The organism is Pseudomonas sp. Tn43 (genome assembly GCF_014192635.1).
GTDB lineage: Bacteria > Pseudomonadota > Gammaproteobacteria > Pseudomonadales > Pseudomonadaceae > Aquipseudomonas.
Genome location: NZ_JACHYG010000001.1, coordinates 166,606 through 190,741, shown reverse-complemented (window position 1 = coordinate 190,741; position 24,136 = coordinate 166,606). Strand labels below are relative to the sequence as shown.

19 protein-coding genes are annotated in these 24,136 nt (G+C 59.9%); 14 read left to right on the top strand and 5 right to left on the bottom strand.

Annotation, left to right across the window (positions count from 1 at the left end; all coding sequences use genetic code 11):
• Nucleotide 1: 1 nt before the first annotated feature.
• From FHW68_RS00765 to FHW68_RS00745, 5 genes are all read left to right on the top strand, one after another.
• Nucleotides 2-262, top strand: coding sequence for a YeaC family protein (locus FHW68_RS00765; RefSeq protein ID WP_095635060.1), 261 nt, complete (start codon nt 2-4; stop codon nt 260-262).
• Complete coding sequence (locus tag FHW68_RS00760) at nt 259-1,089, top strand: DUF2797 domain-containing protein (protein WP_095635061.1); 831 nt, start codon at nt 259-261, stop codon at nt 1,087-1,089. Before FHW68_RS00765 ends, FHW68_RS00760 begins: the two co-directional genes overlap by 4 nt.
• Before the next feature lie 10 nt (nt 1,090-1,099).
• A complete protein-coding gene (pepN, locus tag FHW68_RS00755; protein WP_183678143.1) occupies nt 1,100-3,757 on the top strand; it encodes an aminopeptidase N in 2,658 nt (885 codons plus the stop codon).
• Nucleotides 3,758-4,846: 1,089 nt separating this feature from the next.
• Nucleotides 4,847-5,914 carry a YCF48-related protein gene (locus tag FHW68_RS00750; protein ID WP_183678141.1) on the top strand — a complete coding sequence of 356 codons (1,068 nt, stop codon included), beginning with the start codon at nt 4,847-4,849 and terminating at the stop codon, nt 5,912-5,914.
• A gap of 28 nt (nt 5,915-5,942) precedes the next feature.
• Nucleotides 5,943-8,327, top strand: a complete 2,385-nt coding sequence (locus FHW68_RS00745) for an RND family transporter (RefSeq protein ID WP_095635065.1) — start codon at nt 5,943-5,945, stop codon at nt 8,325-8,327.
• A gap of 173 nt (nt 8,328-8,500) precedes the next feature.
• Here FHW68_RS00745 and FHW68_RS00740 read toward each other — a convergent pair whose 3' ends face one another.
• Together FHW68_RS00740 and FHW68_RS00735 are read right to left on the bottom strand one after the other, a co-directional pair.
• A complete protein-coding gene (locus tag FHW68_RS00740; RefSeq protein WP_168185149.1) occupies nt 8,501-9,220 on the bottom strand; it encodes a FadR/GntR family transcriptional regulator in 720 nt (239 codons plus the stop codon).
• Nucleotides 9,221-9,406: 186 nt separating this feature from the next.
• Nucleotides 9,407-11,143 (bottom strand): IlvD/Edd family dehydratase, encoded by a 1,737-nt coding sequence (locus FHW68_RS00735; protein WP_183678139.1) that lies wholly within the window; start codon nt 11,141-11,143, stop codon nt 9,407-9,409.
• A gap of 193 nt (nt 11,144-11,336) precedes the next feature.
• Here FHW68_RS00735 and FHW68_RS00730 point away from each other — a divergent pair, with 193 nt between their 5' ends.
• The 9 genes from FHW68_RS00730 to FHW68_RS00695 all read left to right on the top strand — a co-directional run bounded on the left by FHW68_RS00730 (nt 11,337) and on the right by FHW68_RS00695 (nt 18,307).
• Nucleotides 11,337-12,659, top strand: coding sequence for an MFS transporter (locus FHW68_RS00730; RefSeq protein WP_183678137.1), 1,323 nt, complete (start codon nt 11,337-11,339; stop codon nt 12,657-12,659).
• Between the two features lie 159 nt (nt 12,660-12,818).
• Entirely contained in the window at nt 12,819-13,811 is a 993-nt protein-coding gene (gene araD1, locus FHW68_RS00725) for an AraD1 family protein (RefSeq protein WP_183678136.1), read from the top strand.
• 10 nt (nt 13,812-13,821) lie between these two features.
• The gene (locus FHW68_RS00720; protein ID WP_183678135.1) at nt 13,822-15,402 is read left to right on the top strand and encodes an aldehyde dehydrogenase (NADP(+)); all 1,581 of its coding nucleotides are present in this window, start codon (nt 13,822-13,824) and stop codon (nt 15,400-15,402) included.
• Nucleotides 15,403-15,601: 199 nt separating this feature from the next.
• Nucleotides 15,602-15,898: a DUF5629 family protein gene (locus FHW68_RS00715; RefSeq protein ID WP_095635071.1), complete on the top strand. Its 297-nt coding sequence runs from the start codon at nt 15,602-15,604 to the stop codon at nt 15,896-15,898.
• Entirely contained in the window at nt 15,891-17,060 is a 1,170-nt protein-coding gene (locus FHW68_RS00710) for a lactonase family protein (protein ID WP_183679001.1), read from the top strand. Before FHW68_RS00715 ends, FHW68_RS00710 begins: the two co-directional genes overlap by 8 nt.
• A gap of 154 nt (nt 17,061-17,214) precedes the next feature.
• Nucleotides 17,215-17,394 (top strand): hypothetical protein, encoded by a 180-nt coding sequence (locus FHW68_RS00705; RefSeq protein WP_095635073.1) that lies wholly within the window; start codon nt 17,215-17,217, stop codon nt 17,392-17,394.
• 206 nt (nt 17,395-17,600) lie between these two features.
• Nucleotides 17,601-17,726: a hypothetical protein gene (locus tag FHW68_RS27105; RefSeq protein WP_256582920.1), complete on the top strand. Its 126-nt coding sequence runs from the start codon at nt 17,601-17,603 to the stop codon at nt 17,724-17,726.
• A gap of 114 nt (nt 17,727-17,840) precedes the next feature.
• Nucleotides 17,841-18,053 carry a hypothetical protein gene (locus tag FHW68_RS00700; RefSeq protein WP_095635074.1) on the top strand — a complete coding sequence of 71 codons (213 nt, stop codon included), beginning with the start codon at nt 17,841-17,843 and terminating at the stop codon, nt 18,051-18,053.
• Entirely contained in the window at nt 18,050-18,307 is a 258-nt protein-coding gene (locus FHW68_RS00695) for a hypothetical protein (protein WP_183678134.1), read from the top strand. Before FHW68_RS00700 ends, FHW68_RS00695 begins: the two co-directional genes overlap by 4 nt.
• Nucleotides 18,308-18,388: 81 nt before the next feature.
• Here the strand turns inward: FHW68_RS00695 and FHW68_RS00690 are convergent, their stop codons facing one another.
• The 3 genes from FHW68_RS00690 to FHW68_RS00680 are packed head-to-tail and all read right to left on the bottom strand — an operon-like array spanning nt 18,389 to nt 23,876.
• On the bottom strand, nt 18,389-18,997 hold the full coding sequence (locus FHW68_RS00690; RefSeq protein ID WP_183678133.1) for a glutathione S-transferase: 609 nt from the start codon (nt 18,995-18,997) through the stop codon (nt 18,389-18,391).
• On the bottom strand, nt 18,994-22,635 hold the full coding sequence (locus FHW68_RS00685) for an AAA family ATPase (protein ID WP_183678132.1): 3,642 nt from the start codon (nt 22,633-22,635) through the stop codon (nt 18,994-18,996). The genes FHW68_RS00690 and FHW68_RS00685 overlap by 4 nt, the downstream gene beginning before the upstream one ends.
• Nucleotides 22,632-23,876 (bottom strand): exonuclease SbcCD subunit D C-terminal domain-containing protein, encoded by a 1,245-nt coding sequence (locus tag FHW68_RS00680; protein ID WP_183678131.1) that lies wholly within the window; start codon nt 23,874-23,876, stop codon nt 22,632-22,634. The genes FHW68_RS00685 and FHW68_RS00680 overlap by 4 nt, the downstream gene beginning before the upstream one ends.
• Between the last annotated feature and the right edge of the window lie 260 nt (nt 23,877-24,136).

The following is a 24,136-nucleotide window of genomic DNA, read 5'->3' as shown; positions in this document are numbered from 1 at the left end:
GATGTCCTCTTTTAATGAAATGATCAAAAACATAACCCCGGATATCTACCAGAGCCTGAAACTGGCGGTGGAAATCGGCAAATGGTCCGACGGTGGCAAACTCACCGCTGAGCAGCGCGAACTGTCCCTGCAAGCGATGATCGCCTGGGAAATCCAGAACCTGCCCGAAGAAGAGCGCACCGGCTACATGGGCCCGCAGGAATGCCAGTCGAAGTCGATTGAAGTGCCAAACATTCTGTTCAAATCGGATGCCGTCCATTGATCGAGATTGGCCGCGGTGCAATCAGCAAAATGTCGGCGCGCCTTGACGGGCCGAACGTTCAGTACGCTTTTCGTCTGGGCGACGCCGAGGTACCGGTCAATCCGTTGATCGGCACCACGGTGCGCCTGGAATACCTGGGGGCGATCCACTGCACCCATTGCGGACGCAAGACCAAAACCAGTTTCAGCCAGGGTTATTGCTACCCGTGCATGACCAAACTGGCCCAGTGCGATATTTGCATCATGAGCCCGGAACGCTGCCACTACGACGCCGGCACCTGCCGTGAGCCTGCGTGGGGCGAAAAGTTCTGCATGACCGATCATGTGGTGTATCTGGCCAATTCGTCGGGGATCAAGGTCGGCATAACCCGCGCCACGCAGTTGCCTACCCGTTGGCTCGATCAGGGCGCCAGCCAGGCCCTGCCGATCATGCGCGTCGCAACCCGTCAGCAGTCAGGTTTCGTCGAAGACCTGTTCCGCAGTCAGGTAGCCGACAAGACCAACTGGCGTGCTTTACTCAAGGGCGATGCGGTATCGGTGGACCTGGCACAGGTTCGCGATCAGCTGTTTGAAAGTTGTGCGCCAGGTTTGCAAGGTTTGCAGGAACGATTTGGCCTGCAAGCAATCCAGACCATTACCGATGTCGAGCCGCTCGAAATCCGCTACCCGGTCGAGCAATACCCGGCCAAGATTGTCAGCTTCAACCTGGACAAGAATCCGGTTGCCGAAGGCACGCTGTTGGGGATCAAGGGTCAGTACCTGATTTTCGACACCGGCGTGATCAATATTCGTAAATACACGGCTTACCAGCTCGCCGTGCATCAGTAAGGATTCCAGTATGCGCACCGAACAACCGAAGATGATTTACCTGAAGGACTATCAGGCACCTGAGTACCTGATCGACGAGACGCACCTGACCTTCGAGTTGTTCGAGGACCACAGCCTGGTCCATGCGCAACTGGTGATGCGCCGTAATCCTGAGCGTGGCCCGGGCCTGCCGCCGCTGGTGCTGGACGGCCAGCAACTCGAGCTGCTGTCGGTGACATTGGCCGATCGTGAGCTGAGCGCTGCCGATTACCAACTGACCGAGAACCATCTGACCCTGCAACCGACCGAGACACGCTTCACGGTCGACACCAGCGTGCGGATCCACCCGGAAACCAACACCGCCCTGGAAGGCCTGTACAAATCCGGCACCCTGTTCTGCACCCAGTGTGAAGCCGAAGGTTTCCGCAAAATCACCTATTACCTCGACCGCCCGGACGTGATGAGCACGTTCACCACCACGGTGGTCGCCGAACAGCATAGCTACCCGGTGCTGCTGTCCAACGGCAACCCGATTGCCTCGGGGCCCGGCGAAGACGGCCGGCACTGGGCGACCTGGGAAGACCCGTTCAAGAAGCCTGCCTACCTGTTCGCGCTGGTGGCCGGTGACCTGTGGTGCGTCGAAGATACGTTCACCACCATGACCGAGCGCTCCGTGGCACTGCGCATTTACGTCGAGCCAGAAAACATCGACAAGTGCCAGCACGCCATGAACAGCTTGAAAAAGTCCATGCGCTGGGACGAAGAGGTTTACGGTCGCGAGTACGACCTGGACATCTTCATGATCGTCGCGGTCAACGACTTCAACATGGGCGCCATGGAAAACAAGGGCCTCAACATCTTCAACTCCAGCGCCGTGCTTGCCCGCGCCGAAACCGCTACCGACGCCGCGCACCAGCGTGTAGAAGCAATCGTTGCCCACGAATACTTCCACAACTGGTCGGGCAACCGTGTGACCTGCCGTGACTGGTTCCAGCTGTCGCTCAAGGAAGGCTTCACCGTGTTCCGGGATTCGGAATTCTCCGCCGACATGAACTCGGCCACGGTCAAGCGCATCCAGGACGTGGCGTACCTGCGCACCCACCAGTTCGCCGAAGACGCCGGCCCCATGGCCCACGCCGTGCGCCCGGACAGCTTCATCGAGATTTCCAACTTCTACACCCTGACCGTGTACGAAAAAGGTTCGGAAGTGGTTGGCATGATCCACACCTTGCTGGGCGCCGAAGGGTTCCGCAAAGGCAGTGACCTTTACTTCGAACGCCATGACGGCCAGGCCGTGACCTGCGACGACTTCATCAAGGCCATGGAAGATGCCAACGGTGTTGACCTGACCCAATTCAAACGCTGGTACAGCCAGGCCGGCACACCGCGTCTGGTGGTGAGCGAGTCCTACGACGGCGCAGCAAAAACCTACAGCCTGACCTTCCGCCAGAGCTGCCCGCAAACCCCGGACAAGGTGGAAAAGCTGCCGTTCGTGATTCCGGTGGAACTGGGCCTGCTGGACAGCAAGGGCGCCGAGATTGCCCTGCGTCTTGCTGGCGAAGCCAGTGCTCAAGGCACATCGCGGGTCATTTCGGTTACGGAAGCCGAGCAGACCTTCACCTTCGTCGACATTGCGCAAAAACCGTTGCCTTCGTTGCTGCGCGGCTTCTCGGCGCCAGTGAAGCTGAGCTTCCCGTACGATCGCGATCAGCTGATGTTCCTGATGCAGCATGACAGCGACGGTTTCAACCGCTGGGATGCCGGCCAGCAATTGTCGGTGCAGGTGCTGCAAGAGTTGATCGAACAGCAGCAGAAGGGTGAAGCGCTGGTGCTGGATCAGCGTCTGGTTTCAGCACTGCGTACTGTGCTGTCCGATGAGACGCTGGATCAGGCGATGGTCGCCGAAATGCTTTCGCTGCCGGGCGAGGCGTATCTGACCGAGATCAGTGAAGTGGCTGACGTAGACGCCATCCACACAGCTCGCGAGTTTGCCCGCAAGCAATTGGCTGAAGGTTTGTTCGAAGCATTGTGGCTGCGTTATCAGGCCAATCGCGATCTCTCGAAGAAAACACCGTATGTGGCCGAAGCCGAGCATTTCGCCCGCCGCGCACTGCAAAACATTGCGCTGTCGTACCTGATGCTCAGTGGCAAGCCGGAAGTCTTGGCGGCAACCCTTGAACAGTTCGACACCAGTGACAATATGACTGAGCGTCTGACGGCGTTGGCGGTGTTGGTCAACTCGCCGTTCGAAGAGCAGAAAGCCACGGCGCTGGCGACCTTCGCCGAACACTTCAAGGACAATCCGCTGGTGATGGATCAGTGGTTCAGCGTTCAGGCCGGCAGCCCGTTGCCGGGCGGGCTGGAGCGGGTCAAAGCCCTGATGCAACACCCGGCGTTCACCATCAAGAACCCGAACAAAGTGCGGGCACTGATCGGTGCGTTTGCCGGACAGAACCTGATCAACTTCCACGCGGCCGATGGTTCGGGGTATCGGTTCCTGGCGGATCTGGTGATCGAGTTGAACGGGTTCAACCCGCAGATCGCTTCTCGCCAACTGGCGCCGCTGACTCGCTGGCGCAAATACGACAGCGCCCGTCAGGCGTTGATGAAAGGCGAGCTGGAGCGCATTCGCGCTTCGGGGCAATTGTCCAGCGATGTGTTTGAAGTGGTCAGCAAGAGTCTGGCTTGAGTTTGGCCTTGCTCCCTCAGGGTTCACTCGAGCCCCTGTGGGAGCGGGCTTGCTCGCGAAGGCGGCCTGATAGCCGACCTGTACGCCGATCAAATTGTGGGAGCTGGCTTGCCTGCGATGGCGGCCTTTGGGCCGACCATGCTTTGGTTGGTGGTGTACATATCCGTTGTTGCGGTAACGGCTACTTATGGTTTCGCCCTTACGGCGAGTCCCTTTTGGCAAACGCCCCAAAAGGAACCAAAAGGTCTCGCCCCAAGCGTACGGCCCCTCGCTAAGGCTCGGCGTTCCTTCGCTCCGGTATCCATCTGGGGGCATCGCCCTACGGTCTGCTTCGCTACGACCTACATGCGATGGGTTCGACTGCGTCGAACGGCGCTGCGCGCCAATCCCCAGATGAACACCTCCGCTCTGCCTCCCGAAGGGGCGGGTAGATCAAGATCAAAAGCCAAGCAAAGCAAATGCAAGATCAAAAGATCGCAGCCTCGCTTCGCTCGACAGCTCCTACAGGGAAATGCGTTCGCTTGAGATCAGGCCGGCCGGTAGGCCGCCTTGCTTTTGATTTTGACGCACCGCCCCCTCGAGAGGCCGAGAGGAGGTTCTGCGCAGTGGGCAACCCGGCATGGATGCCGGGTTAGCCGCCCCCGGCCATGGATGGCCGATGGCGGCGGGCCCACGGAGCAGGGCCGGAGCGAGGGTATGCCGAGCCTGGGCGAGGCACCGAACGAAAGGGGCAAAAGCGTTTTGGTTACTTTGGCGCTTTTCCAAAGTGACCCGCTGTAAGAGCGGAACCAATAGCCGCCGTGACCACAGAAACGGATATGTACCCCAAACCCCAAACCCCAAACCCCAATCACCCCTCCGAATGCCTCCCCATTCACCCACAACCCATATCCCCTCCAGTTAACAAAACATAACGTGGCGTCGATTGTCAGACCTTTCCAAACCCCGATAGGATAAGGCCAGCTTCCGAAGGGGCTCTGGATTGCGGGTTTCAGGACTATGCTCTTGAATAGGTCAATCCCGATGCGCATCCCTTACGGCGCCCTGAAGGGTTGAACGACCTAACAATAATAATGTGAGGGAAGGTCTATGAGTGAGCCTGTCATGGGTGTGAGTATTGGCCGCCCGCCGGCGTTACGCAGGTTCGCGTTGCTGGCTACAGCGCTCTCGCTGTTGGGCTGTACCGTGCTGTCGGCGCCTGCGCTGGCCGCTGCCGCGTCGGCCACCGAACTGGTTTATTCCGTTGAATCCGCCAAGGCCAGCAAAGGCCTGATGCTCGATGTCGTACACGCGGGCAAACGCCTGGTGGCGGTCGGCGATCGCGGGCACATTCTGTATTCCGATGACCAGGGCGCAACCTGGACCCAGGCCAAGGTGCCGACCCGGCAACTGCTGACGGCGGTGTTTTTTGTCGATGACAAACACGGTTGGGCTGTTGGCCATGACGCGCAGATCCTCGCCAGTGAAGACGGCGGCGTCACCTGGAGCAAACAATTCGAAGACCTTGCACGCGAATCGCCGCTGCTCGACGTCTGGTTCAAGGACGTTAACAGCGGCTTTGCCGTGGGCGCTTACGGTGCCTTGCTGGAAACCACCGATGGCGGTAAAAACTGGGAAGACGTCAGCGATCGCCTGGACAACGAAGACCAGTACCACCTCAACGCCATTGCAGCGGTCAAGGATTCCGGCATTTTCATTGTTGGCGAGCAGGGCAGCATGTTCCGTTCCGCCGATGACGGGCAGACCTGGGAAAAACTTGAAGGCCCTTACGAAGGCTCGCTGTTCGGTGTGATCGGCACCGCGCAACCGGCCACGCTGCTGGCTTACGGGTTGCGCGGCAATCTCTACCGCTCCACGGATTTCGGCAGCACCTGGGAGCAGATCGAGCTCAAGGCGGACCGTGGCACACTGGAATTTGGCCTCTCTGGCGCCACACTGCTTGACGACGGTTCCATCGTGATCGTCGGCAATGGAGGCAGCGTGATTCGCAGCACCGATGACGGCGAAACCTTCAGCGTGTTCAACCGTCCGGATCGCATCTCCGTCTCGGCGGTCACTGCGTCAGGCAACGGCAATCTGATTCTGGCAGGACAGGGAGGCGTTCGCGTCACTTCGCCCACCGGCGCAGAGAATGGAAAAAACGGGTCGTCCCAATGAGCCGGGAAAATAACAAGAAGGCGGGTCTATGACATCCTTAAGCACTCCTCATCAGGATAAGGCGACGTTTCTGGAGCGCCTGATTTTCAATAACCGCCCGGCAGTTATCGTCATCTGCCTGCTGGTCAGTATTTTCCTGTTCTGGCAGGCGACGTTGATCCGGCCGTCCACCAGTTTCGAAAAAATGATCCCGCTCGAGCATCCGTTCATTGAAAAAATGATGGAGCACCGCAACGATCTGGCGAACCTGGGCAACACGGTGCGGATCTCGGTGGAGGCCACCGACGGCGACATCTTCTCCAAGGACTACATGGAGACCCTGCGTCAGATCCACGACGAGGTGTTCTACATTTCCGGCGTCGACCGTTCCGGTCTCAAGTCGCTGTGGAGCCCGAGCGTGCGCTGGACCGAAGTGACGGAGGAGGGCTTCGCTGGTGGTGAAGTGATTCCCCAGAGCTATAACGGCTCCCAGCAAAGTCTCGACCTGCTGCGCAACAACGTGCTCAAGTCCGGGCAAGTCGGACGTCTGGTGGCCAACGACTTCAAGTCGAGCATCATCGACATCCCGCTGCTGGAGTCCTACCCGGACCCACAGGACCAGGGCAAGTTGCTGGCGCTGGACTACCGCAAGTTCTCCCATGAGCTTGAAGACAAGATCCGCAACAAGTTCGAAGCCCAGAACCCCAACGTGAAGATCCATATTGTCGGGTTCGCCAAGAAAGTCGGGGACCTGATCGATGGGTTGGTCATGGTGGTGATGTTCTTCGGCGTCGCTTTTGTCATTACCCTGATCCTGCTGTACTGGTTCACCCACTGCATGCGCAGCACCATTGCGGTATTGAGCACGACGCTGGTGGCGGTGATCTGGCAACTGGGCTTGATGCACTTCTTCGGCTTCGGGCTTGATCCGTACTCGATGCTGGTGCCGTTCCTGATTTTTGCCATCGGGATTTCCCACGGTGTGCAGAAAATCAACGGTATCGCCTTGCAGTCCAGCGAAGCGGAGAACGCGCTGACCGCAGCGCGGCGCACTTTCCGTCAGCTGTTTCTGCCGGGAATGATCGCGATCCTCGCGGATGCGGTGGGCTTCATCACGCTATTGATCATCGACATTGGCGTAATCCGTGAGCTGGCCATCGGCGCCTCCATCGGCGTGGCGGTGATCGTGTTCACCAACCTGATCCTGTTGCCGGTAGCCATTTCCTACGTCGGCATCAGTAAACGCGCGGTCGAACGCAGCAAGAAAGACGCGCACCGCGAGCATCCGTTCTGGCGCCTGCTGTCGAACTTTGCCAGCCCCAAAGTCGCCCCGATTTCCATTGCCCTGGCGCTGATCGCTTTCGGTGGTGGCCTCTGGTACAGCCAGAACCTGAAGATCGGCGATCTCGACCAAGGCGCACCGGAACTGCGTCCGGACTCGCGTTACAACAAGGACAACAGCTTCATCATCAATAACTATTCCACCAGTTCCGACGTGTTGGTGGTGATGGTCAAGACCAAGTCCGAAGGTTGCTCGCGTTATGAGGCCATGGCGCCGATCGACGAGCTGATGTGGAAAATGCAGAACACCGAGGGCGTGCAATCGGCGATCTCGCTGGTGACCGTGTCCAAGCAGATGATCAAGGGCATGAACGAGGGCAACCTGAAATGGGAAACCCTGTCGCGCAACCCGGACGTGCTGAACAACTCCATCGCCCGTGCCGATGGCCTGTACAACAACAATTGTTCCCTGGCGCCGGTGCTGGTGTTCCTCAACGACCACAAGGCCGAAACCCTGGACCGCGCCGTGCATGCGGTGCAGGAGTTCGCCAAGGAAAACAACAAGGAAGGCCTGGAATTCATCCTCGCCGCCGGTAATGCCGGGATCGAAGCGGCCACCAACGAGGTGATCAAACGCTCCGAACTGACCATTCTGATCCTGGTGTACATCTGTGTCGCAACCATGTGCATGATCACCTTCCGTTCCTGGGCGGCGACCTTGTGCATCGTGCTGCCGCTGGTACTGACCTCGGTCCTGGGCAACGCGCTGATGGCGTTCATGGGCATCGGCGTGAAAGTGGCGACTTTGCCGGTCGTGGCGCTCGGGGTGGGGATAGGCGTGGATTACGGGATCTACATCTACAGCCGCCTGGAAAGCTTCCTGCGTGCCGGTCTGCCGTTGCAAGAGGCGTACTACCAGACGCTGAAGTCCACCGGTAAAGCCGTGCTGTTCACCGGTTTGTGCCTGGCGATCGGCGTATGCACCTGGATCTTCTCGGCGATCAAGTTCCAGGCCGACATGGGCTTGATGCTGACCTTCATGCTGCTCTGGAACATGTTCGGTGCGCTGTGGCTGCTGCCAGCGCTGGCGCGGTTCCTGATCAAACCGGAGAAACTGGCAGGGCAGAAGGGCAACTCGCTGTTCGCTCACTGATCCCTGGCAGAAACAGAAAAGCCGCAACCTTGGTTGCGGCTTTTTTATAGGTACATGAAGATCAAAAGATCGCAGCCTTCGGCAGCTCCTACATTGATTGAGTACATCCGCAATTCAACGGTATACACGGTCCCTGTAGGAGCTGCCGAAGGCTGCGATCTTTTGACTTTGCTTTACGACAAATCGGTGCCAAGCACCACATTCAACGCACTACGCGCATCATCCAGCTGCACCAGCGTCGCATGACGCGCGCCCAGCGCATCACGATTCTCGATAGCGGTGAGGATCGCCTTGTGCCGTGGCATCGCCAGTTCATGCAGATTCGGCCGTTGGTTGGAATGTTTCAAGGCTTCGGCAATCGCCACCGACAGCATGTTGCACAGGTTCGCCAGCAGATCGTTATGCGTCGCGTCGGCGATGCGGCTGTGGAAATCCAGGTCCGGCTGCAGCAAGGCTTCAGGCGTCGGTGCCGCTTCCATGCGTTGGTAGGCTTCACCGATGGAGGCGATGTCTTCGTCGGTGGCGAATTGCGCGGCCAACGCAGCGGCGGCCGGCTCGATGATGCTGCGCACGCTGGTGAGCAGGTCAAAGAATTCATTTTGCGGACTGCTTTGCATCAGCCAGTGCAGCACATCCGGGTCGAGCATGTGCCATTCCTTGCGCGGCTTGACCACCGTGCCGACCCGCGGACGCGAATACACCAGGCCCTTGGCCACCAAGACGCGAGTGGCTTCGCGCAGCACCGGTCGGCTGACCGCGTATTCCTCGCACAGCAGGGCTTCGGCGGGCAGTTTGTCGTCCGGCTTGAACCGTCCCGAGACGATCTGCATGCCCAATTCCTGGACAATGCGCGAATGCATGCTTTTGCGGTCGGAGGGTTTGCGGTAATCCATGGGGAACGGCGCGATCCTGTGCGATGGGGTGCCGCGCATGATAGCAGGCGCGGCGCAGACTTTGAGGCGGATACAAAGCAAATGTGGGAGCTAGCCTGCTAGCGATTGCGGTGTGCCAGTCAATATGAACGTCAACTGACAGACCGTAATCGCTAGCAGGCTAGCTCCCACAAAAGATGTTTGCTGTCAGTGAGAGTGACGCGGCACCTCGGCCCCGCGGCAACCGACCAGGAAGTCGAAGTCGCAACCTTGATCCGCCTGCAGTACATGGTCGATGTACAGCTGACGATAACCGCCCACGATCAACTGTTGCGGTGGTTGCAGATCCGCCATGCGCGCCGCCAGTTCCGCATCCGGAATGTCCAGATGCAAACGCCCGTTAGCGCAATCAAGCTCGATCCAGTCGCCTTCCTTCACCGTCGCCAATGGTCCGCCGGCCGCCGCTTCCGGTGCCACATGCAGAACGACAGTGCCGTAAGCGGTGCCGCTCATGCGTGCGTCGGAAATCCGCACCATGTCGGTCACGCCCTGGGCCAGCAGCTTGGCCGGTAATCCCATGTTGCCGACTTCGGCCATGCCCGGATAACCCTTCGGCCCGCAGTTCTTCATCACCAGAATCGAATGGGCATCCACGTCCAGTTCCGGATCGTTGATCCGTGCTTTGTACATGTCGAAGTTCTCGAACACCACCGCACGGCCACGGTGTTGCATCAGTTCGGCGCTCGCGGCGGAGGGCTTGAGCACCGCACCGAGTGGCGCCAGGTTGCCGCGCAACACGCAGATGCCGCCGTCGGCGCGGATCGGGTTGTCGAGGGTACGGATCACTTCGTCCTGGCCGTAAATCGGCGCGTCTTTGGTGTTCTCGCTAATGGTTTTACCGTTGACGGTGAGGGCGTTCGGGTTCGGGATCAGGTTGGCCTCGCCGAGACGACGCAGCACCGCGGGCAAGCCGCCGGCGTAGTAGAACTCTTCCATCAGGAAGCGCCCGGACGGTTGCAGGTCGACGATGGTCGGCATACCGCGACCGATGCGGGTCCAGTCGTCCAGGTCCAGCTCGACACCGATGCGCCCGGCGATGGCTTTCAAGTGGATCACCGCGTTAGTCGAACCGCCGATGGCGGCGTTCACCCGAATGGCGTTTTCGAAGGCTTCCTTGGTGAGGATTTTCGACAGCTTCAAGTCTTCGCGCACCATCTCCACCGCGCGCATGCCCGACATGTGCGCCAATACATAACGGCGCGCATCGACCGCCGGAATCGCCGCGTTGTGGGGCAGGGAAGTGCCAAGGGCTTCGGCCATGCAGGCCATGGTCGAGGCCGTGCCCATGGTGTTACAGGTACCGGCCGAGCGCGACATACCGCCCTCGGCCGCGAGGAAATCATCGAGGCTGATGGTGCCTGCCTTGACCTGTTCGCTGAGCTGCCAGACCACCGTGCCCGAGCCAATGTCCTGGCCCTTGTGCTTGCCGTTGAGCATCGGCCCCCCGGTGACGACGATTGCCGGCACGTCGCAACTGGCCGCGCCCATCAACAGCGCCGGCGTGGTTTTGTCGCAACCGGTGAGCAGCACCACGCCATCGATCGGGTTTCCGCGAATCGCTTCCTCGACGTCCATGCTCGCCAGGTTGCGGGTCAGCATGGCGGTGGGGCGCAGGTTCGATTCACCGTTGGAGAACACCGGAAATTCCACCGGAAAGCCGCCGGCTTCGATCACCCCGCGTTTGACGTGGTCCGCGATCTGGCGGAAATGCGCGTTGCACGGGGTCAGTTCCGACCAGGTGTTGCAGATGCCGATGATCGGCTTGCCGTGGAACTGATGGTCGGCGATGCCCTGATTCTTCATCCAGCTGCGGTACATGAAGCCGTTCTTGTCGGCGGTGCCAAACCATTGGGCGGAGCGCAGGGTGGGTTTCTTATCAGACATGATCGGTTCTCTTATTGTATGACTATATTGTTCGAGCTACGGCGTAACATAAGCTCAATTTCGCCTGTTTGGAAGGGTTGTTGGTTAAATAGTATTACTATATAGTCATTCTCAACGGAGGGATGGCCCTGGTGGTTTTCTGCCAGAGGTGTCCCCCGAGGTTCTATAACAACAACAATCGGAGACCGAACTCATGAGCCAGGAATTGCGGCTTATTCGTCGCATCACGCTGAAACTGATTCCCTTCCTGATCCTGCTGTACCTGATCGCCTATGTGGACCGCTCCGCGGTAGGTTTCGCCAAGTTGCACATGGGCGCTGACATCGGTCTGGGTGATGCGGCTTACGGCTTGGGTGCCGGGCTGTTCTTCATTGGCTACTTCCTGCTGGAAATCCCCAGCAACCTGATGCTCGACCGCTTCGGTGCCCGGCGCTGGTTCGCGCGGATCATGGTCACCTGGGGCGCCATCACCGTCGGCATGGCGTTCGTCCAGGGGCCGAACAGCTTCTACGTGATGCGTTTTCTGCTCGGTGCGGCCGAAGCGGGATTCTTCCCGGGTGTTCTGTACTACATCACCCAATGGTTCCCGATCCGCCATCGCGGCAAGATTCTGGGCTTGTTCATCCTTTCCCAACCCATCGCGATGATGATCACCGGCCCGGTCTCCGGCGGCTTGTTGGGCATGGACGGCATTCTTGGCCTGCACGGCTGGCAGTGGCTGTTTATCGTCATCGGCATGCCCGCAATCCTGCTGACCTGGCCGGTACTGCGTTACCTGCCGGACGGTCCACAACAGGTGAAATGGATGGACCAGTCTGAGAAAGACTGGCTGACCGGCGAGCTGAAAAAAGACCTGGAACAATACGGCCAGACCCGCCACGGCAATCCGCTGCACGCATTGAAGGACAAACGCGTGTTGCTGCTGGCGCTGTTCTATCTGCCGGTGACCCTGAGCATCTACGGTCTGGGATTGTGGCTGCCGACGTTGATCAAGCAGTTCGGCGGCACTGACCTGGTGACCGGATTCGTGTCCTCGGTGCCGTACATCTTCGGGATCATCGGTTTGCTGATCATCCCGCGCAGTTCCGATCGCTTGAATGATCGCTACGGCCATCTGGCGGTGCTGTATGTGTTGGGCGCCATCGGTCTGTTCCTCAGCGCCTGGCTGTCGGTGCCGGTGCTGCAATTGGCGGCGCTGTGCCTGGTGGCGTTCGCGCTGTTTTCCTGCACTGCGGTGTTCTGGACCTTACCGGGTCGGTTCTTCGCCGGCGCCAGCGCGGCGGCGGGGATCGCGTTGATCAACTCGGTGGGCAACCTCGGCGGCTACATCGGGCCATTCGTGATCGGTGCGCTGAAGGAATACACCGGCAACCTGGCGTCAGGGTTGTATTTCCTGTCCTGCGTGATGGTGTTCGGCCTGGTCCTGACAGGTGTGGTTTATCGCTTGCTGGAGCGTAAGCACGTGCTGCCGGCCGATGAATTTGCGGCCAGTGCGCGTGGGGCTAGCCGTACCTGACACGAAATAGGCCAACACCACCGACCCTGTGGGAGCGGGCTTGCCCGCGATAGCAATCTACCTGACGCATCAATGGTGAATGTGCCGGCGTCATCGCGGGCAAGACCGCTCCCACAGGTTTTTTCGGTGTTTTGAAGAATTGTTTTACAGGAGAAAATCATGCGTTTGGTTCAGTTCGAATTGAATAATGGCGAACGCCGTGTCGGCGTGGTCGAGGATGGCCTGGTGCGCGAAGTGCAGGACGCACGCTCGGTGCGGGATCTGGCGCTGGCGGCGATTGAGGCAGGGGTCAATCTTGAGCAACAGATTCAAACCCTGGGGTTGGGCATCAGCCATGACTATTCAGCGCTGCTGGCCAATCTGCAAATCCTGCCGCCGCTGGATCACCCGGACCCTGCGCATATGCTGGTCAGCGGCACCGGCCTGACCCATCTGGGCAGCGCTTCGGCCCGGGACAAAATGCATCAGCAGGTCGGCGACGAAACCGCCATGACCGACACCATGCGCATCTTCAAATGGGGCGTGGAGGGCGGTAAACCTGCCTCCGGCCAGGCCGGCGTGCAACCGGAGTGGTTCTACAAGGGCGATGGCAGCATCGTTGTGCGTCCGGGCAAACCATTTCCGCTGCCGCCGTTTGCCGAAGATGCCGGGGAGGAGCCCGAGCTCAGCGGCCTCTATGTGATCGGCCACGACGGTAAACCGTATCGCCTCGGTTTCGCGGTGGGTAATGAGTTCTCCGATCACGTAATGGAACGCAAGAATTACCTGTATCTGGCTCACTCGAAACTGCGCAGTTGCAGCTATGGCCCGGAGCTTCGGGTTGGCGAGTTGCCCCGGCATCTGGCCGGCACCAGCCGTATCCTGCGCAATGGTGAAGTGTTGTGGCAGAACGAGTTTCTCAGTGGTGAAGCGAACATGTGCCACAGCCTGGCAAACCTCGAGTATCACCATTTCAAGTACAGCCAGTTCCTGCGCCCCGGCGATGTGCACATTCATTTCTTCGGCACCGCGACCCTGTCTTTCGCTGACGGCATCCGCACCCAACCAGGTGACGTGTTCGAGATCAGTCAGGCCGAGTTCGGCGCGCCCTTGATCAACGGCATTGAGCCCGTTGAAGCGGCGTTCGAACCCGGCACCGTCGGCACACTTTAAGGAGACACCCATGACCCGGATTCTTGGTCACAACTACATTGGCGGGCAGCGCAGCGCCGCTGGCGCGGTCAAACTCCAGAGCATCGACGCCAGCACCGGCGAGGCTTTGCCCCATGATTTCTATCAGGCCACCCTTGAAGAAGTCGACGCCGCCGCGAAGGCCGCCGCCACTGCTTACCCGGCCTATCGCAGCCTGAGCGCCGAACGACGTGCGCAATTTCTCGATGTGATTGCCGATGAACTGGACGCGTTGGGCGATGACTTTGTCGCGGTGGTCTGTCGCGAAACCGCGTTGCCGGCCGGTCGTATTCAAGGTGAGCGGGGGCGCACCAGCGGCCAGATGCGCCTGTTCGCCAAGGTGCTGCGGCGTGGTGATTTTTATGGGGCGCGGATTGATCGTGCGCTGCCCGAACGTACGCCATTGCCGCGTCCGGATTTGCGTCAGTACCGCATCGGCCTCGGACCGGTCGCGGTGTTTGGCGCGAGCAACTTCCCGCTGGCGTTTTCCACGGCAGGCGGCGACACCGCTTCAGCTTTGGCCGCCGGTTGCCCGGTGGTGTTCAAGGCCCACAGCGGTCACATGGCCACTGCCGAGTGGGTGGCCGAGGCCGTGATCCGCGCGGCCGAAAAAACCGCCATGCCGGCTGGCGTGTTCAACATGATCTACGGCGGCGGAGTGGGTGAAGCGCTGGTCAAGCACCCGGCCATTCAGGCAGTCGGTTTTACCGGTTCGCTCAAAGGTGGCCGAGCGCTGTGCGACATGGCCGCAGCCCGTGCGCAGCCGATTCCGGTGTTCGCCGAGATGTCGAGCATCAACCCGGTGATCGTGCTGCCGCAAGCGCTGGAAGTTCGTGCCGAAGGTATCGCCCGTGACCTCACGGCATCGGTGGTGCAGGGCTGTGGGCAGTTCTGTACCAATCCGGGGTTGGTGATCGGCATTCGTTCGCCGCAGTTCAGCGGGTTCGTGCAGCAAGTGGCGGGGCTGATGGGCGATCAACCGGCGCAAACCATGCTCAATGCCGGCACGTTGAGCAGCTATGGCAAGGGCCTGCAGAAGCTTCTGGCACACCCGCAAATCGAGCATTTGGCCGGCAACCCGCAGCAAGGCAATCAGGCGCAACCGCAACTGTTCAAGGCCGATGTCAGCCTGCTGCTCGATGGCGATGAAGTGCTGCAAGAGGAGGTATTCGGCCCGACCACGGTGTTCGTCGAAGTGGCAGATCAGGCGCAACTCAGTGCCGCATTGAACGGTCTGCATGGGCAGCTGACGGCAACGATCATCGGTGAGCCGGCGGACTTCGAACAATTCGGCGAACTGACGCCATTGCTGGAGCAGAAAGTCGGACGAATCCTGCTCAACGGTTATCCGACCGGTGTGGAAGTCTGCGACTCGATGGTTCATGGCGGGCCGTATCCGGCGACGTCCGATGCACGCGGCACCTCGGTGGGCACCCTGGCCATCGACCGTTTCCTGCGCCCGGTGTGCTTCCAGAACTACCCCGACAGCCTGCTGCCGGACGCGCTGAAGAACGGCAATCCGCTGCGCATCCAGCGCCTGGTCGATGGCGCGCCATCGCGTGATGCGCTCTAGCCGCCCATAGCTGATTGGCTCGGTCCGCTGGAACTGATCGTTCCCACGCTCTGCGTGGGAATGCCTCAACGGACGCTCTGCGTTCGGCTGTTGATGTGACGCAGAGCGTCACTGGCTGCATTCCCACGCGGAGCGGGGGAACGATCATTGCGGTGTGATGAGTTATTATTGCGTCTTTCCCATTCAAAGATTGACTGCCATGACTGCCGTATCCAACACCTTGCTCAGCGCCCTCGAAGTCTGCGACATGCTTGAAATCGACGGGCTGCACGCGTTCGACTTTTCCCTCGATGAAGACGACAACCTGCACATCGAATGCATGGACGGTCGGGCGCTCAAGCGCTGGGAGTTCAGCATGGCGCAGATCGCGGCGGCGACGTTCGATCCCGACTTGAAGAGCTGGATCATCACCGGCGATTCCGGTGAGCACCGGTTGGTGCCTATGGAAGCATTCGGTGGTCAGGATGACGAGGACGAAACGAATGAGGATGCGTAACTTCTGGCCACTGTTGATCGCCGGCAGTGTCGGCGCGATGGGCGCCCAAGCGACCCCGGTCGACAGTCACGAATTGCTGGTAGGTTCCTACACCGCCGGCCAGAGCCAGGGGATTTATCGTCTGAGCTTCGACAGCCGTACCGGGCAGATCGACGCCAAACCCCTGCAGGTGGTGAAGAGCGCCAACCCGTCCTGGCTCGCCGTATCCAAGGATCAACAGCGCCTGTTTGCGGTCAACGAAAACGGCCCGGGGCAGGCGGATCCGGTAGGGCGTATCAGCAGTTATGCAATTGACCCGAAGACCAATGAATTGAACCTGATCAGTCAGGTGCAAACCCTGGGCAATGAGCCGACGCACTCAAGCGTCAGCGGCGATGCCAGTCACGTGTTTGTCAGCAACTACTCGGTGGCTGAAGACCCGGGCGGCACCCTGGCGGTGTTACCGGTGGGCAGCAACGGCAAACTGGAACCTGTCGTGCAGATGAGCAGTCATCCGTCCAGCCGGGTCAACCCCGAGCGGCAGAAGTCAGCGCACGTGCATTCGGTGGTTTCTTCGCCCGATGGCCACTACGTGTTTTCCAATGACTTGGGGGCGGACAAGATTTTCGTCTATCGCTTCGATCCCAAGGCCAATCCGGAACGACCGTTGACCGCCGCCAAACCTGCGTCCGTCCAGTTGCCACCTGGTAGCGGGCCGCGACACTTGCTGTTCAGTGCCGATGGCAAGCACGCCTGGCTGACCCTGGAAATGAGCGCGCAGGTCGCCGTGTTCGATTACCGCGACGGCACGCTTGAGCAAACGCAGTTGGTCGATCTGGCGGCGGGTCTGCCGACGTCGGGCAAGGCTGCGGCTGCGCTTCACGCTTCGGCCGACGGCAAGTTTCTTTACGTCAGCAACCGGGGCACCACCAATCAGTTGCTGGTGTTCGCCATTGACCCGGCGACCGGCCATCTCAAGGAGCTTCAGCGCCGCTCCGTGGACGGAGATCACCCGCGCGAGTTCAGCCTCGACCCGAGTGGCAAGTTCGTGCTGATTGCCAACCAGAAGAGCAACCAGATTGTCGTCGTCGAGCGCGATGCCAAGACTGGGCTGTTGGGTAAAACCGTGCAGAAATTGCCGATGGATGCCCCAAGCGATCTCAAGTTCCTGGTGCGTCAATAGACCGCAGGCCCCGGTTGATGGGGCCTGCAACCTTCTATTAATGAGACTGATATCGGCTAATGTTGCAAAGCATTTCAAGATGCCGACCCTCGGGAGTTAAGTTTGCTTCACGGCCCTACCGGGCATGAAGCCAACTGAATCGAGGAACACCGCCATGAATTTCAATCTCTTCTCTGTCATCGCCGCTTCCGCTATTTCCGCCACTGTTGCATTACCCGCCAATGCCAACGTTGAAATCAGCGACAAAAAATCCCACACCCAAAGCTACACCCCGAAATACCTGCAACAGAGCGCCAATTTCTACGCCGCACTGGATCACAAATCCCAACACTGAAACGTAAACCCTGCACTTTTATGCAGGAGCGAACTCACTTGCCGATCGAGCTGCCCAGGCGTCGAAAAGCATCGAAGTGATGTCGCTCCTGCATAACGCGATTACGACAGCATCATATTGCTATCAATGTCTTGCTTGATATCACATGGCCATGAGTTTAAATTTGACGCTGATTTTTTGACTCCTTCTCTAAAAGGATCGGCAGCATGGCGATGCGTCTGGCAATGGTTCTCCTGTTTCTCTATTCCACACCGATTCTGTCGGCTGCCCAGCCCGTTCCTGACGAGCCGGATGCGGCCCGTGAGCGCTTGATGAGTTTTATCGAAGACTGAAACATGCGGGTGAATGATCAATAAAACTGATAGCCACTATGCATAAAGCTCGCTGGTTATCTTTGGTTTTTTGATCGATTCTGTGGGCACTGAAACATGCCCACGGAGAACACCATGGCCAGTGCAATCATCACTTCTGCCAAACACGGCGCCTACCTGGCCATCGGTCTTTACGTGGCCATGGTGTTGGTCGTCAGCCTTTCGGCCCAATCGCAACACAATATTCAAGCACCGATCCAGGTCGCTTATCCCGCCATTCAATTGGAACACCGCGCGCCAAACGTAGTGGTCGATCATGCGGACGTGGCGGGAGTGGTGGGGGCATGAAAGGACGCAAATTGTGGGTCGTCGCCTTCCTGGCATTCATGACCAATGGCGCTTCTTTGCTTGGGATCGGGCAGGGTTCGGCGGGGTCGGTGGCGCGGGCTATCGAATGCAACCACAACATCGCCCACAACATTCAGACCGCCAAGGCTCTGGAGCAGTTGGTGGGCAATCCGCCGATCAAACCCAATGGCGAATTCTTCGGGCCGTTCCAGGTGGATTGCTCGGTGTTGGGGATGTGCGCGGTATTCACATGAATCCCCCCGTAGGAGCTGCCGAAGGCTGCGATCTTTTGACCTTAAAAATCAAAATCAAAAGATCGCAGCCTTCGGCAGCTCCTACGGGGACCGAGTTTTCGCCATGACTGATGTGAACAGATCTGACTCGATGAAGCACTGCAACCACGCCTGCAACCGCACATAAGGCGTCTGCCCGAACCACTCGCGGTCCACGTGGGCGAATTGCCGCACGAACGGCATCACGGCGACGTCCGCCAGGCTCGGGTGGTCGGCCAGCAAGTAGTCGCGCCCCTCCAACAATCCATCCAGTTTGCGCAAAAACACTTCGCCCTCCGACCGGTAAAACGCCATCGGGCGTTCGGGATAACGCTCGGCGTACTTGTAACGATTCAGATGCACCTTGAACACTTGATCGTTCTCTTCGATCAACGCCGCGCTGTGTTGCTGTGCTTGTGGGTCATCCTTGAGCAACCAGTCCTGCGGATCGTTCTGCGCCAGTGCCCAGCGCATGATGTCCAGGCTTTCATCGATCACCCGCCCATCCACACTCAGCACCGGCACCGTGCCTTTGCTCGACAGTGCGAGCATTTCGTCAGGTTTGGCCTTGAGGCTGACCTCGACGATATTCACCGCAATGCCCGAATAGCGCAGCGCCATGCGGGCGCGCATGGCGTAGGGGCAGCGGCGGAACGAATACAGCGTATTCATTTCACCTCCAGCGTACTCAGGCCGTTGCCTTGACGGTGAACCTGGATTTGCACCGGAATCCGTTCATGCATTTCCTGCACATGGGAAATCACCGCGACCTTGCGTCCCTGCGCCTGCAAGCCGTCGAGAGCGTCCATGGCCAGTTGCAGGGATTCAGGATCGAGGCTGCCAAAGCCTTCGTCGATGAACAGCGATTCGATTTTCAGCGTGCTCGACGCCATCGACGCCAAACCGAGCGCCAGGGCCAGCGACACCAGGAATGTCTCGCCGCCGGACAGCGAATGCACCGAGCGCAATTCGTCGCCCATCTCGGTGTCCATCACCAATAACCCGAGCATGCTGCCGCCGCGTTTCAAACGATAGCGCCGCACCAGTTGCCGCAGCTGGGCGTTGGCATGATGCACCAGCAAATCGAGGTTGTAGGCCTGGGCGATCTTGCGGAAGGTGTCGCCGGTGGCGGAACCGATCAGCGCACTCAAACGTGCCCAACGCTGGTACTCGGCGTAGGCGTCGGCAATCTGCTGCGCCAGCGCCTGATTGGCATTCTGTCGACGCTGATCGTCGGCCTGTTCGGCGCGCAATTCGGCACAGCGGTGCTCGCTGGCGGCGAACAGGTTTTGCAGCTCGGCCAGCGTCGTGGCCAGTTGTTCGGCATCGAGATTGCCGTTGTGCTGCGCCTGATGATCGAGCAAGCGTTGATCGCGTTCCTGCAACAGCACCCTGGCTTGCTCGATGGCTTTTTCGCTCTGCTGCAATCGCTGACGCAGATCGCTGACGTATTGGTCATCGACGCTCAACAGATCTTCCAGTCCACCGTCGTCCAGTTCTGCATGTTGTGCGCGCCAGTCGGCGATCTTGGCGCTCAGTTCGCGATCTTCGGTTTCCAGCGCTAGCAGTCGTTCCTGGCGAGCCTTCAGCTCAGCGGCCAGTTGCACCAAGCGCGTGCGTACGGTTTGCAGTTCCTGATTGGCCGTCGCTTCGGCAGTGCGCGCCTGGTCGACGGCCTGATCCAGTTGCTGCTGCCATTGTTCGGCGCTGGCATGTTCGCCCAGCAGTTCAGTCAGTTTTCCCTGGCAAGCCTGTTGCTGCCCGGCCAGCGCCGTGAATTGCTGCCGGGCAGTTTCCAATTGCTCAAGGCGGGTCTGCTGTTGGTATTGTTCTTTCTCCAGCGTCTGCTGGCGCTGTTGCTGTTCGCCGAGTTCTTCGCGCTGCTGGTCGAGTTGTTCCAGACGCTGGGCGATCTGCCGATCGAGCTGCATGAAGGTCGCGGCAGGTTCGTTGCGCAAGGCCTCCAGCGTGTCGGCCGGGAGCAGGGTGCTGAACGCCTTCAGTTCTTCGTCCAGACGATGGCGATCAGTGCTCAATTCACGTTGTTGGTTGGTCAGGTGTAGGGTGGCTTGCTGACTCGCCGCTTCCGCGCTGCGCAGTTGTTGCGCCAGGCGCGCGGCATCCTGTTGCAGGGTGAGCAGGGCGCTTTGTCGTTGTTCATCCTGCGTGATGCTCTGGTTCAACTGGCGGCTTTGTTGGATCAGCCAAGCCTCACGTTTACTGGCGTCCTGGGCCAACAATTGCGCGGACAGCGGGTGTGCTTCCAGGCTCGGCGTCAGGCCTTGTTGCTGAGTCGCGAGTTGTTCCTGCTGTTGCAGCAATTCCTTTTGCTGAGCAATCAAACCGCCGACTTCGGCACGCAGGTCGGTGAGTTTTTCCTTGAGCAGGTCGACGGCTTTCTGGGCGTTGGCCTGTTCGCTTTCATCATGCCGGCCGAGGCTTTGCAGCAGGGCTTCGGGCTGATGATAAGGATGGTCCGGGCTGCCACAAACCGGGCACGGCTGATCGTCCTGCAACTGTGCGCGCAGTTCTTCGACACTGGCACTGCGCGCCAGACGCTGACGTTCCAGCAGTTCGCGGGTGACGGTCAGGGTCTGTTCGGCGACGGTCAGCTCGGCCTTGGCCTTCACGCCGTCCTGGGTCAGACGATCGCGCTCTTGTTGAGCGGCGAGTTGCCGCTGCTGAAGCTCGGCGCCCCGTTTGTCCAGTTCCTGCTGGCTGGCCCACAGTCGCGTCAGCTCTTCAACGGCCCGCAGTTGTTTGCGATTGTCCTGTAGCAAACTGCCGAGGATCTGAATCTGCTCGGCCACCGCTTCAGGCTCGGCGCCGGCCTCTTTGTACAGCACCTCAAGGCTCTGGTGCTGGGTGGCCAGTTCCTCGGCGGCGCGGGCGGCGCTTCGCTCCAGCGCAGCCAGTTCAGCCTGGCCCTTGTTCAGGCGATTGCCGATCAGCATCAGTTGTTGCAGGCGATCGCGGTAGGCGTTCCAGGCATCGCTCAATGGCGCCAGATGGGTGCTCTGCTCAAGCTCCCCGGCAATCCGCTGCAACCGTTCGGCGACCTGTTTCTGTTGCTCGAGCAAACCCTGAATCGTGCCCTGACCCTGAGTGCAGGCCTGTTCCGCCTGCTGCTTGAGGTCGGCACTGAGGCTGGCGTCCTTGGCCAGGCGGGCGAGGGTGCTTTGCTCCTCGAAGGCCTGACGCAGCAGGGGCGTGCTGGAGGTGTGTTGGCTTTGCGCCTGGGTCAGCGCCGTTTGCGCAGCGCTCAGGCTCTGTTCGAGTTGAGTCTGTCGCTCGGTCAGCTCGCTTTGCTCCCGCGTGTGCTGCTGCACCTGCGCCGCCAGTGGCGTGAGCTGGGTGGTCAGTTCGGTCTTGCGCGCGAACTGATGCCGTTGCGGGGCCAGTTGCTCCAGGCGGGTCAGCTTCAAGCGTTCGCCGGCCAGGCTGTTCCAGTGTTGCTGGGCAGATTGCAGTTGCTCGGTGGCGCTGTGTTGCGAGTCTTGCAACTGGCGCAGGTCCTTGAGCCAGGTGTGTTGCAACTCCAACTGTTTAAGCTGTGCCTGCTGGGTCTTGAGTTGCTGCTGAGCGTCGTTGAAGCGCTCATCGAGTTCGGCCCGGGCTTCCGGCGACAGTGGCGTGACCCCGGTGGCCTGATCCTGCAACAGCTTGTGGGCTTCGCGAGCCTCTTTGGTCTTGTCGAAGGCGCGGCGACCGAGACGGGTGTAAAGCGCGGTATCGGTGAGCTTTTCCAGCAGTTCGCTGCGGTCGTTGTCGTCAGCCTTGAGGAAGGCGCTGAACTCGCTCTGGGCCAGCATCACGGCGCGGGTGAACTGTTCGAAGTTCAGGCCCAGCGCGGCTTCGAGTTGCGCTTTGTATTCGCCTTTCTGGCTGGCCAGCAGTTGATCCTGATCGATGTCACGCAGGCTCTGGCGACTGGCTTGCAGCTTGCCGCCGGCCTTTTCCCTGGCGCGATTGGCCTCCCAGCGAGCGCGATAGCGGCGACCGTCGATGCCGACGAAATCCACTTCGGCATAGCCTTCTCCGGTGCCACGCCGCAGCAGCGTGCGCGGGTCGCCGGTGCCGATTTCGCCATCGGCATCCGGGACCTTGGCGTCGCGACCGGTATTGTTCAGGCGCGGCACAGCGCCAAACAGCGCCAGGCACAGCGCGTCGAGCAGCGTGCTTTTGCCGGCACCGGTCGGGCCGGTGATCGCGAACAGACCGGCACTGGCCAAAGGCTCCGCCGTGAAGTCGATCTCAAACGGCCCGGCCAGGGAGGCGAGGTTTTTCAGGCGGATCGCGAGAATCTTCATGGTTGTTCGCTCTCCATTTGCACGTCTTGCAACAGCTCGGCGAAGTCCTTGAGTGTTTGCTCGTCGACCTCGCTGCCGTAATTGTCCTGCCACGCGCGGCTGAACAGTTCCTGGGGCGAAAGCTGATCCAGTTCGATCAAGGTTGTGCCGTCATCGACGCCGTCGCGGCTGCCGTTGCCGGCGTACTCGGCGGCAATTCGCACCAGCCGCACGGCTTTGCCTTGCAGGGCGGTTTCCACTTGATGGCGCAGGTCCGGTTGCGGTTCGTCGAGACGGACCCGCACTTCCAGCCATGGCTGGCGCTGGATGTCGGCGAGCAGGTCGATGTTGGGCAGGTCGGCCAGTTGCAACAGGATCTCCGCCAATGGCGCGCAGCCCAGGCGTTGCAAGTGGACGGAACGCGGAATCAGGCGCGGTTCGACGCTGACCAATGTTTCGCCATCGAGCTGAATGTCGAGGATCTGATGCGGGTAATTGATCTCGGAGAACGACAACGGAATCGGTGAGCCGCAGTAGCGGATGCGCTCTTCACCGTTGACCTTCTGCGGCTTGTGCAAATGCCCGAGGGCGACGTAACTGATGCTCGGCCCGAACAGGCTGGCGGGCAGGGCTTCGGCGTTGCCGATGATCAGGCTGCGCTCCGAATCTTCCGAGACCGAGCCACCGGCCATGTGCGCATGGCTGATGGCGATCAGCGCCTGGCCCGGCTTGCGCTTGGCATGGGCTGCTTCGATCAGCCATTCGTGAACCTGGCCGATGCCGCGCAAGTAGTTATCACCCAAATGCGCGCCGGTCACTTCGGCCGGGCGCAGGAAGGGCAACGCCAGGCACCAGGCGGCAATTTCGCCGCTGGCATCAGGCAACGGCAACAACAGGCGTTCGGCATCCAGTTGACCGTCATCGAGCCACAGCACACGACCGAGGGCGTGAGTGCGCAAGCGCCGCATCAACGGCGCGGGCAGTTCGATGCGCGAGCCGGAGTCGTGGTTGCCGGCGATCATCACGATGGTCAGCAACGGCTGCTGCTCGTGGGCGCTGACGATGAAGTCGTAGAGGCGCTCCTGGGCTTTGACCGGCGGGTTGACCGTGTCAAAGATATCGCCGGCGATCAGCAGCACATCGGGCTGATCCAGCTGCAGCTGACGCAGCAACCAATCGAGAAAGCAGGCGTGCTCGAAATCGCGTTCCTGGCCGTGCAGGTTCTGCCCAAGGTGCCAGTCGGAGGTATGAAACAGACGCAAGGCGTACTCCGTAGGAAATAAGGTAATGGCCGCGAAGAAAATGACAGCGACTAAAGGGAGGAGAGTTTACTGGCAAATGTGCAAAGGAACACGGGTTTGGGGGATGTCGAAGCTTGGAGTGGAACACGTTCCCTGTAGGAGCGAGGCTTGCCCGCGAAGAACGATGACTCGATGCATCTGTCAGACCGCGTCATCGTTCTTCGCGGGCAAGCCTCGCTCCTACAGGGGATTGGTGTGCCTCGGCAGGAGGCTGCGATCTT

Coding starts and splice junctions, on each gene's coding strand:
- pepN (WP_183678143.1), top strand. CDS start 1,100: ATGCGCACCGAACAACCGAAGATGATTTACCTGAAGGACTATCAGGCA.
- FHW68_RS00730 (WP_183678137.1), top strand. CDS start 11,337: ATGAGCCAGGAATTGCGGCTTATTCGTCGCATCACGCTGAAACTGATT.
- FHW68_RS00705 (WP_095635073.1), top strand. CDS start 17,215: ATGAATTTCAATCTCTTCTCTGTCATCGCCGCTTCCGCTATTTCCGCC.
- FHW68_RS00700 (WP_095635074.1), top strand. CDS start 17,841: ATGGCCAGTGCAATCATCACTTCTGCCAAACACGGCGCCTACCTGGCC.
- FHW68_RS00750 (WP_183678141.1), top strand. CDS start 4,847: ATGAGTGAGCCTGTCATGGGTGTGAGTATTGGCCGCCCGCCGGCGTTA.
- FHW68_RS00690 (WP_183678133.1), bottom strand. CDS start 18,997: ATGAATACGCTGTATTCGTTCCGCCGCTGCCCCTACGCCATGCGCGCC.
- FHW68_RS00745 (WP_095635065.1), top strand. CDS start 5,943: ATGACATCCTTAAGCACTCCTCATCAGGATAAGGCGACGTTTCTGGAG.
- FHW68_RS00740 (WP_168185149.1), bottom strand. CDS start 9,220: ATGGATTACCGCAAACCCTCCGACCGCAAAAGCATGCATTCGCGCATT.
- FHW68_RS00695 (WP_183678134.1), top strand. CDS start 18,050: ATGAAAGGACGCAAATTGTGGGTCGTCGCCTTCCTGGCATTCATGACC.
- araD1 (WP_183678136.1), top strand. CDS start 12,819: ATGCGTTTGGTTCAGTTCGAATTGAATAATGGCGAACGCCGTGTCGGC.
- FHW68_RS00720 (WP_183678135.1), top strand. CDS start 13,822: ATGACCCGGATTCTTGGTCACAACTACATTGGCGGGCAGCGCAGCGCC.
- FHW68_RS00685 (WP_183678132.1), bottom strand. CDS start 22,635: ATGAAGATTCTCGCGATCCGCCTGAAAAACCTCGCCTCCCTGGCCGGG.
- FHW68_RS00710 (WP_183679001.1), top strand. CDS start 15,891: ATGCGTAACTTCTGGCCACTGTTGATCGCCGGCAGTGTCGGCGCGATG.
- FHW68_RS27105 (WP_256582920.1), top strand. CDS start 17,601: ATGGCGATGCGTCTGGCAATGGTTCTCCTGTTTCTCTATTCCACACCG.
- FHW68_RS00735 (WP_183678139.1), bottom strand. CDS start 11,143: ATGTCTGATAAGAAACCCACCCTGCGCTCCGCCCAATGGTTTGGCACC.
- FHW68_RS00765 (WP_095635060.1), top strand. CDS start 2: ATGTCCTCTTTTAATGAAATGATCAAAAACATAACCCCGGATATCTAC.
- FHW68_RS00715 (WP_095635071.1), top strand. CDS start 15,602: ATGACTGCCGTATCCAACACCTTGCTCAGCGCCCTCGAAGTCTGCGAC.